The 8,120-nt window shown below is 38.1% G+C and carries 13 protein-coding genes and 1 pseudogene; all 14 read right to left on the bottom strand.

Annotated features, from left to right (window positions below; all coding sequences use genetic code 11):
* A partial coding sequence (locus ACWPVL_RS11520) for a DUF4176 domain-containing protein (RefSeq protein ID WP_454389133.1) occupies positions 1–313 on the bottom strand: 313 nt, incomplete at its 3' end.
* On the bottom strand, positions 303–971 hold the full coding sequence (locus ACWPVL_RS11525; RefSeq protein WP_454389135.1) for a hypothetical protein: 669 nt from the start codon (positions 969–971) through the stop codon (positions 303–305). The genes ACWPVL_RS11525 and ACWPVL_RS11520, both read right to left, overlap by 11 nt.
* Positions 972–1,097: 126 nt before the next feature.
* Positions 1,098–1,235, bottom strand: a complete 138-nt coding sequence (locus ACWPVL_RS11530; protein ID WP_185761029.1) for a hypothetical protein — start codon at positions 1,233–1,235, stop codon at positions 1,098–1,100.
* A gap of 143 nt (positions 1,236–1,378) precedes the next feature.
* Positions 1,379–1,717 carry a hypothetical protein gene (locus ACWPVL_RS11535; RefSeq protein WP_454389137.1) on the bottom strand — a complete coding sequence of 113 codons (339 nt, stop codon included), beginning with the start codon at positions 1,715–1,717 and terminating at the stop codon, positions 1,379–1,381.
* A complete protein-coding gene (locus ACWPVL_RS11540) occupies positions 1,717–2,172 on the bottom strand; it encodes a DUF5085 family protein (RefSeq protein ID WP_454389139.1) in 456 nt (151 codons plus the stop codon). Before ACWPVL_RS11540 ends, ACWPVL_RS11535 begins: the two co-directional genes overlap by 1 nt.
* Complete coding sequence (locus ACWPVL_RS11545) at positions 2,172–2,660, bottom strand: hypothetical protein (RefSeq protein ID WP_454389141.1); 489 nt, start codon at positions 2,658–2,660, stop codon at positions 2,172–2,174. Before ACWPVL_RS11545 ends, ACWPVL_RS11540 begins: the two co-directional genes overlap by 1 nt.
* Before the next feature lie 9 nt (positions 2,661–2,669).
* Positions 2,670–3,338, bottom strand: a complete 669-nt coding sequence (locus ACWPVL_RS11550; RefSeq protein WP_454389143.1) for a hypothetical protein — start codon at positions 3,336–3,338, stop codon at positions 2,670–2,672.
* A gap of 2 nt (positions 3,339–3,340) precedes the next feature.
* Positions 3,341–3,553, bottom strand: coding sequence for a hypothetical protein (locus ACWPVL_RS11555; protein WP_454389145.1), 213 nt, complete (start codon positions 3,551–3,553; stop codon positions 3,341–3,343).
* Between the two features lie 77 nt (positions 3,554–3,630).
* Positions 3,631–4,368, bottom strand: a complete 738-nt coding sequence (locus ACWPVL_RS11560) for a hypothetical protein (protein ID WP_454389147.1) — start codon at positions 4,366–4,368, stop codon at positions 3,631–3,633.
* Positions 4,368–5,810 (bottom strand): T7SS effector LXG polymorphic toxin, encoded by a 1,443-nt coding sequence (locus ACWPVL_RS11565; protein WP_454389149.1) that lies wholly within the window; start codon positions 5,808–5,810, stop codon positions 4,368–4,370. The genes ACWPVL_RS11560 and ACWPVL_RS11565 overlap by 1 nt, the downstream gene beginning before the upstream one ends.
* Before the next feature lie 143 nt (positions 5,811–5,953).
* Positions 5,954–6,253 (bottom strand): DUF4176 domain-containing protein, encoded by a 300-nt coding sequence (locus ACWPVL_RS11570; RefSeq protein WP_454389151.1) that lies wholly within the window; start codon positions 6,251–6,253, stop codon positions 5,954–5,956.
* Complete coding sequence (locus ACWPVL_RS11575; protein ID WP_454389153.1) at positions 6,246–7,151, bottom strand: beta-carotene 15,15'-monooxygenase; 906 nt, start codon at positions 7,149–7,151, stop codon at positions 6,246–6,248. The genes ACWPVL_RS11570 and ACWPVL_RS11575 overlap by 8 nt, the downstream gene beginning before the upstream one ends.
* A 3-nt stretch (positions 7,152–7,154) precedes the next feature.
* Complete coding sequence (locus tag ACWPVL_RS11580) at positions 7,155–7,514, bottom strand: hypothetical protein (RefSeq protein WP_454389155.1); 360 nt, start codon at positions 7,512–7,514, stop codon at positions 7,155–7,157.
* Between the two features lie 359 nt (positions 7,515–7,873).
* Positions 7,874–8,120, bottom strand: a pseudogene (locus tag ACWPVL_RS11585) (T7SS effector LXG polymorphic toxin); the annotation flags it as partial.

Here is an 8,120-nt window from a genome sequence, read left to right on the forward strand (position 1 = left end):
AAATAGATCCTTTTGGAACTTCTGCTGACTTCATCCAAGTATCGTAATGCTCTTCAAAAGCCTTCTCATCTTCGTTTCTATATCCCTCAAATAGAACTTCTTTGACATTTTCTCTATTGAAAAAGAACAAATTATCTGGTGTCTGCATCCCGTTCGGAATAACCACTGATCCGTAGTCAAAATAGACACTCTTAGTCCCTCCTTGACCATCATCCACTTCGATGACACTAGCTCGTGAAACAATCATCACTTCTGTATCATCACCATTTTTTAGGGTTACAACTGAACCCAAAGGTAAAATTTTATCTGTCATTTTCTTCTCCGTCTTCCTTAAAACGTACTTTCCCTTGACTGTATAGCTTCATAATCTTCACAAAACGAACTGGGTTACTTTGGTTATAAAAGTATATTATTGTACACCAGATTATCCCCATCCCCCAAAAGTCATAGTTATCCTCAATAGGCTGACCAAATAACTGGATATAACTATAAATAACATATATAGAATATAAATTCATAAGCACAAGGATCCATCGAACAATTCGGCAGGCTGTCGCAGATGCCTTAGCTGGGTCGAAATCGTCCCCCCTCACCATCAAATTATGGGAAGCTGCATAGTAAAACACCTTCTCTGTTGTCGGAACAGCCTTGCGAACATTTTTATAAAGCCCTCGCTCAAGAATACAAACCAAAAGCAAAAATTCCGCCAACCAAGATAGTAGAATATAGGTCAAACTGGTCCAGTTATAGACACCAATAGACAGGGCTGCAAAGAATCCAAAGGCAATAGGCCCACCTGCTATTAGAAAAATAACTAATTCAGAAATGTAGGCACTGATTTCACGCGCACCTTCCGTATTGAGCAGGGTACTCTTTGGAGCGGCCAAAGCCTCCCCAGTCTGCTGGTCATAATAGACCGCCTGACCATCACATTCGCCTATAAACACTCGACGACGTCTAAGAAAAAACATTCTAACCTCTTTCTAATTATTCATCCAAATTCTATCACTCCAGTTTAGGCAACTTCCACTCTCCATAGGAGAACTTATCCCATACATGATTAATTCCTTCTGAGATCTTACCTCCTATAAAACTACCTACCATAGAACCCGCAACAGTACCCACAGCTGGAAATGTATCAATTTCACAAAAGAGGTCTTAGCCGTCTTGAGCTGAGCATCAATCGAGGTTTTTGAATTAGACAAGGCTGTCTTTTGTTCATAAACCTCTTTCAATCTACCTTTCCTATGTTGCATAGAAAAACAAAGTCATCCACTCTTAATTATACCATGAATCTGGAAGCCGATAACTAAAAAAATCGCTTCATTATTTAAAGCGATTCCTCATTTATAGTAAATCGTAATTGAAATTACTGAACTCAATCCTCGACTCTCATTTTCTGTATATCCAGACCTTTCTCCCAGTCTTCATAGATTTCCATATATCGAAAGTCTTCCATTGACAAAATGAGCTCTGAATCTAAGTAAGTTAGAGTCACTTCCTCTTTTTCCCAATCAAGCTTCATCGTCACAGATGTACCAAGCAGACTATTGTAACTATAAAAAGACTCGTTCTTGAGAATCACCAACTGAAGTCTACGGAAAGCATCACCTTGACTGACCAAGGAATGACCAACTTGCTCCAAGATAGATCCTTTATCCTCTTCTACTCCCACTCGAGCTAAAGAAGTTTGGTATAAAGCACTTATTTCATTCATTAGTACGCATAACCAATCAATACAGTTACACGACCTGCACCCTCAGTCTGCAAGATATGATAAAAAGGGGTATTTAGTTCTTGGTCATTCTGTTCCAATGTCCATAGTAAACGCGCATAAGCTTCTTTCGTTAATTCTTCATAATCATGATCTAATGAAACCATCAGCACATTGTTAATTTCAAAATAGGTTGAGAAGCGCATTCCCTCTACTTCCAAGTATTCCTCTTGCAATGGAAGTAGAAACTCTACATCCATATTTCCATCTTCAGGAACATTGTTCAAGCTATAGACAATTGGTCCATTGGGATGTCCGCCAGCTTTTTCAATTGCTGTCATAAATGCATCTAGTTCATTTTGCATCTGACTTACATGAAAGCTGGCACGTTTTTTTATAACATTGCGAGCCTCAAAAACGGCTTGATTTGTCACACCTTCTGCCGCTATATAATCCATTAATCCACCTCCCAACTACTGTATGCGTCAACACTAATTTCCTTACCAGGATGATAAAGTACGTGATACACTGCCAAGGATTCCAAATTTTTATCTGAATATTTGGTTGCCAAAGTGTCATAATAGTCTCCTAGACTCCCCGAAGAAAATGTCGCAAAGTCATCACTACTTACTAAAACTTTTTCTTCAAAGAGAATTGGTCCGTCATAGTTACCTGTAGGATTTATTTCATTCCCAAATGTTGAGAAAATGGAGAAGTGATTCCGATCAGAAAAAGGATAACTTTTAAAGCATACTGGTCCATCTGAATATACAAGATCCAGCATATCCTCTATAAACTCCCAACATAGATCGTAGATTTCTTGACAAAGTAATTCCACTGGAATATCAAGCAAATTTTTTTCTTCATAGCCATACAGTTGGTGAAGCACTAACTTTTTCTGTCTTGTTTTCATCATGACTTCTTTTCTTTCTAGTTTATTCTTCAATTATTAATCCTACTCTTCATATTCTGGGTGTTTGCGTACATAGCGTGCTGCCTGAACTCCATCCACTATGAGAGCTGGGAAAACGAAGTTCATCAAGATTCCCAAGAAAACACCAAAGATATTCTCAATGTAGCCAGTGAGAATAGCTGGCGCTAACAATACAGCTACAAAAGCAACTCCAAAATTAAACAATCGCTCTTGCTTCTTGTCATTGTCTTTACCACCATAAGTCTCCCATCGGTTGAAAGCCCAGATTTTCCCCTGATTTTTAGGAAGATAATACCAGGAGTAGAGACCAGTAGAAAAAAGCAGGATACAGAGAGCTACCAGATTATAAGCCAGCGCCAAGCCTGAATAGATTTCATCTTTACCAACTAGCATAAGCAAGCCTATAAAAGTGATGTCAACGTTTAAAATCAAAACAAGTATAGAAACATAAAGATAGATAAAACTCTTAAATCTCAAAATAAAACGATCAAAGAAAGAGAGTGGGATTGCTATACCACTAATGAACATGCAAATAATGAACAAGATTTTATAAATGCCAATATGATCGACATAGGTCGTACCAAAAAAACCTATAAAAGAGACTGCCAGTGTAATCCAAGGTAGAAGTTTGAAATAGCCTAAACTAACCCCATCTGTAATCAAAGGGCCGTGGTAACGTTCTTCGTACATACTTATCCTCCAAATAAATTCTTTAAGCCCGATTTAGCCCATCCAGTGAGGGAACTATCCTCTGATTTCCCCCACTTCCTATTCATAAAGTAGGATACTGCCATCCCAAGTCCAGCACCAACAACTGTACCAAGAGGACCACCAATCATCGTGCCAATAGCTGCACCTGCATAAGCTGCGCCTGCATCAGAAACTGTATCCACAATCTGATTCACTGCAAAGTTCCGGAGTTTTTGACCTGTTGTAGAGGTTTCATCATGACTTCTTTTCTTTCTAGTTTATTATTCATTTTTTAATTTAATTCATCATAATCAGGATGCTTCCTTATATAAATTGCTGCATAAACTGCATCTACCATAACTGCTGGAAAAGCCACTGTTATCAGAATCCCAAATGAAATACCAAACACTTTTTCAATATAACCAGTAAGAATTGCTGGGGCTAATATGACAGCCACAAAAGCAACTCCAAAGTTGAACAATCGTTCGTGCTTCTTTCCTTTTTCTTCACCACCATAAGTCTCCCATCGGTTGATAGCCCAGATTTTCCCCTGATTTTTAGGAAGGTAATACCAAGCATAAAAACCACAAATAAAAAGAAAGATCAACAACATTGGAATGACATAAATTAGACTCAAATCGGAATCATAGACTGTTCGTGCACTAAGAGGACTTCCGTCTGTGGTAAACATCAATAGGCCGATAAAGGTGAAACTGATTAATACTGTCCAAGCTACCAAACCGATTAAGATGTAGGTCAGAGATTTAAAGCGATTAACCAAAGAATTAAAAAGGCCAAACATAATACTGAATCCATTAATAAGGACACAGATAAAAAATAAGGCCTTAATAATACCGACCGTGTCGTTGTAGCCACCAGCAAAATATAAAAATATCGTAATCGGTAGCATAATCCAAGGATAAATTTTTATATAACCTAGACTTACTTCATTTGTAATCAAAGGGCCGTAGTAACGCTCCTCATTCATGTTCCTTTGTCTTGATTGTTTATATAATTTTTTCTTATTCATTAGCTGAACCACCCTGCTACTGTCTTGAAGCCACCACCAATGGCATCCGTTGCAGCCTTCAACCCATCCTTAGCTACATCTGTGACAGACTTATTACCCATAAAATTCCATTTCTCATTCATTGCCCAAGAAAATGCTATACCAGCTCCAGCACCAATAACCGTACCAAGAGGACCACCAATCATCGTGCCAATAGCTGCACCTGCATATGCTGCTCCTGCACTAGAAACTGTATCTACAGTCTGATTCACTGCAAAGTTCCGGAGTTTTTGACCTGTTGTAGAGGTTTCATCATCAAAGAAAGATTCTTTGAAATTCATTACAATTGATGAAATAGAACCTGCAGCTCCCAAAAGTTTTCCACCTTTAGCCCATTTGCTTGCTTCCTTAAATCCTTTGAAGTCACTAAAAGGATTCAAACCAGATTTAAAGGAATCCTTCGCTGCAGCAGCTCCAGACTTTCTGGCATCGGCCCAAGCATTTTTCCAACCGGTCATCTTAACACCTCTACCGATATTGGTCTTGCGAATATCAGACTGCTTAGTCTGAGTTTGAAATTCTTTTCCTCTCTTATATACCTTGTTATTGTTTCTGTTATAGAGGTTCTGACGTTTTGAACCAATTTGAACATGACCCTTGCTGTCAACAATAATTTTTCTGCCGTTGATATATTTTATTTCTTTTAAATAAGTAATTACTGCTTTAACAAACTTAGTTCCTCTTTTTTCCCATTTATTTAGCGTAATTACTAGTTTGCTAATACTCGTCAGCAAGCCCAAAGGAGTTGAAGAATTGACATTTTCAGTGATTTTCTTAACATCTTGAACAAAATCTTTATCGTTATAAAATGCTTTGGCATCTTTTGAATTAAAATAACTACTTTTGAATTTATCAAGATTTTCTAGACTCTGAGTTTGCATCGTCATCACTTTATCAAACTCATCTCCTCGCTTCCAGCCATTGAAGCTCGCCATATTCGTCTTGGTATCTGTTAAAATCTTCTTACCTTCTGACAAAGGGGTCGTAATTGTACTGGCATCTGGATTCGTCAGACTGATAATGTCAGAGATAGAGCTATAAATAGTTGCAGTTGCTTTATCCACTGTACTAATATTGGTCTCCAAATCTGAAAAACCATCCAAAAGCCCCTGCAGATATTCCGTATCAATAATCGCATCCACCGCATTCTCTGATACCGTTGATTGAAATTGCTTAATTGTCTTCTCGTACTGAGCTAAGAGAACCGCTAAAGCATTCGAAAAATTTGTCAATAGTGGGACTTGGTGATTAGTGATTTTTGCATTGATTGCTCCCTTAACATCTCCTTTGAGACTTTCCGAATGTACCAAATTCACAAAAGAGGTCTTAGCTGTCTTGAGCTGAGCATCAATCGAGGTTTTTGAATTAGACAAGGCTGTCTTTTGTTCATAAACCTCTTTCAATCTACCTTTCCTATGTTGCATAGAAAAACAAAGCCACCCACTCTTTAATTATACCATGAATCTGGAAGCCGATAACTAAAAAATCGCTTCATTATTTAAAGCGATTCCTCATTTATAGTAAATCGTAATTGAAATTACTGAACTCAATCCTCGACTCTCATTTTCTGTATATCCAGACCTTTTTCCCAGTCTTCATAGACTTCCATATATCGAATTTCCTCCTCATCCTCAAAACCTCTGAAGACAACCTTTTCAATACTTTCGTGGTTAAAAAACGCCGCATCTTCTGGGTTAATTCCTCTAGGATATATAACTCCTACATAGTCTGAATAGACATTGGTTCCTTCTTGCTCTAAAACGGCTCCCCGGCCAACGATCATCACCTTAACAGTGCCGCCTTCCAAATAAACAATACTCCCTAAAGGCAATAATTTTTTACTCATTTTCTTCTCCATTCTCTTGTGTTGTTTCTTCTTGTAGCTGGCCACTTTTAACCAGCTTTTTATAATATCGTTTGCTGTACCATTCTCGGTCACTGATTCCTAAATATTCTTTGTATTCCATAGGATACTTATGGATATAGTAGGCTTGAAAAATGTGTACATTCATAAGAAAAGCTATAAAATAGGCTCCGATGACAAACCAAACTACCAAAAATAGTCCAAAAATATAGAAATACCAATGAACTGAGAGTTGGTTCATTAGATGATAGACCAGTGATACTGGGAAGAGAACTACCATCGTTCCGACTGTAATTATCATCACCTTCTTAAAGATTGACTTTTCCTTTTCATCGTTTAGTCTTCGCTTCAGATTCTGAATACTATTAGAAATAATCCAGAGAAAGAGAACCATTCCTAACACAAGCTGAATCCAGAAACCCACCAATGTATAAGCATCATAAGCTACCGCACTGGCAAAATAAAAAGCTGATATAAATGCACAAATTGACATTGAAAAATAAAAAGGAAAGTAAGTCCACAACTGACTGCTCAAGCGCTTTTTCGGCCAAAAAACAGGTATAGAGCCAAAAAGGAAAGTTAGATAGAAAACTATACTGATTGGTCTCATGATTTCCCCAATTGTTCGAAATAAAGAAACAGCATGATGAGAAAGATAATGTGCTTCCCCATCAAGCCCTACACTACTTGGCAAAGCAATTAATAGAAAGTAAACCATAACTCCAAAAAAGATAAATATACCAAATATAACCCGGAGTAGACGATTGATGATCCCCATATGAATAGGATTTGGCATACCGGCTGTTAAGGCAAACTTTCCATTCGTTACGATTTTCTTACTTCGTTCAAAGTCTGCACCGAAAATACTGATTCTTTTCATCACCTAACCTCCAAACCAAGATGTCATGGTCTTCCAACCGCTCGAGACAGCCTTCCCAACATCTCCTACTGCCTTGGCTGCCCCATCATAGGCATCAAAAGCAGCGTTTTCAATACCTTCATAAAATTTATCTTTTCCGCTAGGATTAATTACACCCAAAATTGCATTTGCAGTTCCTAGTAAAAAACCTGCTGCAGCCACATGAGGTCCGAATTTGGCTCCAATTGCTGTCGCTTCCAATGGTCCTGCATTCTTCATGGTCTCTACCCCAGCATGAATCACAGACTTACCAACGCTCTTATAAGCGCGACTATCTTTATCGTTATAGGCACTAACTCCATGATAGGTAGCTTCTGCTGCCATCACTGTCCAGCCGGCAAAATTTAACCCTTTTCCAAATACGTTGATTCCACTCTTAAGTGGACCATCTATTACATTGACCGTATCTTTAAGTTTGCTCGCAAACTGCCATAGTTTGGAATTATTAATAGCGCTTAGTCCTGATCTAAACTTAGAACCTAACCTGGAGTTATAGAGAACATCTCGAAGCGTCTTTCCGTCTTTACTATACATCTGCCAGAACTTAGATAACCCTGCAAACCCCGACCTCTCCATACTAATACTATGGGATAGATGGCTTCGTGCACCGGTAACAAACAAATCATAGAAACCGCCAATCAAATCCATACCATTATTGAAACGATTATAATTTTCATTATCTGCTATTTTTTTGAAGTTTTCTTAACAAAATGGTAGCCTTCAACTGACATCGATACTGATTTTGAAACAAGATTCAACAGTTCCACTGGAGTTGAGTTATTAACTCCTTCTACGACTTGAAGTACCCCACCCAAAAATTCATTGTTATTATAAAACGCTTTTGCTTCTTTCGACGTAAAGGAACTCTTGCCTGCTGTCTCCAAGCCTTTCAAAGCACTTGTTTGGACTTGCAAGAGCTTGCTATACTCA

The sequence above is a fragment of the Streptococcus sp. Marseille-Q8145 genome, assembly GCF_965112035.1.